The sequence below is a fragment of the Candidatus Methanomethylophilus sp. 1R26 genome, assembly GCF_001481295.1.
Taxonomy (GTDB): domain Archaea; phylum Thermoplasmatota; class Thermoplasmata; order Methanomassiliicoccales; family Methanomethylophilaceae; genus Methanomethylophilus.
Genome location: NZ_LOPS01000012.1, coordinates 1 through 1,302 on the forward strand (window position 1 = coordinate 1; position 1,302 = coordinate 1,302).

A 1,302-nucleotide genomic window follows, 5' to 3' on the forward strand; every position below is an offset into this window, starting at 1 on the left:
TCGAATCCGGAAATCGAGAACAGCGTCATCTTCTTGTTCTTCAGGCCGCGCATGCGCTCGGACCGTTCTATGAGCATGTCGAGAGCGCCGGAGTCGACCTTCCCGTTCCTGAACTTGCAGTCGCAGATGTAGTTGGTCTCTCCGTCGGTCCCGACAAGGGTGATGTTCGCGGTATCCTCCCCGACGATCCACCATCCGCCGGTCTTGGTGCAGCCCATCTTGTGCTTAAGGTATTTGGCGCAGAAGGTGCGGAACCTGAGCTCGAGGAACATGCCGGTCTCGGCGGATATGTTCCTGAAGTCCGGGTTGTCCGCGTAGATGAGGTTGGGGTTGTTCCTTATGACGCCGTGGTAGAACGCGAGGAGGCTGCTCGTGACCATGTAGACGGGCTTCTTCGGGGCGCTGCCCATGGGGGTGACCCTGGAGACGAGGTGCTCCGATTCCATCTTCTTGATGTATATATCGCAGAGCTGCCTCGAGATGCCCTCGTCCTCCGCGATGTCCACCGGCCTCCCCTCGCCGTGCGCTATGTCAGAGAGTATGGCGGAGCAGTAATCGTAGGGCACTGACGACCTCCTGACGAGGTTCTCGGCCTCCATGCACAGCCGGGGGTACTGTCCCAGGAAGCATTTCTCCACGGATGCCTCGTAGCTGCCCTTGTTCATCAGCGCGCTGTAGACGGGCACGCCTCCCACGGTCAGGTAGGTCATGCACGAATCGAGGGGCTCCATCTTGGGGTGGAGGGAAGCGGCATCCTCGCGGCCGAGGGGCCCGACAGTGATTATTCTGATATCATTTACCGCGAGCTTCGCGGTGCGCTCGGCCGCGTGGGCGGGCCATCCGCAGAGGATGAGCATATCGCCTTTGGCGGCGGCCTTCTCCGCGAACCTGGCCAGTTCCGGGGCGAACCATTCGGCCTTGGGGTTGCCGATCCCGTCTATGGCGATCACGCGGACGCCGTCCAGGTAGGTGGCGAGCTGATCGAACGCCTGCCCGAGCGTTCCGGCCTCGGGCGCGCTCTCCCCGGTGCATGCCCTGATCGCTTCCGGGATGGAGTCGACGATCTCCGAGGGGCTCCCCTCCGGCAGCTGCACCCTGATGCATTCCTTCCCGGTGCAGAAGCGGCGTACGAGGCTCGATGTCCCGGTGCGCGACTCCCCTGTAACAAGGCATATCCTGCGGTCGGACCTGTAGATGTCCCCGAGCTCACCCAGCTCCTTTTCTCTTCCGACGAATGCTGACATGAGTGAACAGAGGGCAATTGCAGTAGATAAAACAGACTAGAATTATTTGACAAGAATG

1 protein-coding gene is annotated in these 1,302 nt (G+C 60.8%); it reads right to left on the reverse strand.

Annotation, left to right across the window (positions count from 1 at the left end):
• Positions 1–1,244: ATP-binding protein (locus AUQ37_RS02485; protein WP_058747277.1), on the reverse strand; the 1,244-nt coding region annotated here is incomplete at its 3' end.
• Between the last annotated feature and the right edge of the window lie 58 nt (positions 1,245–1,302).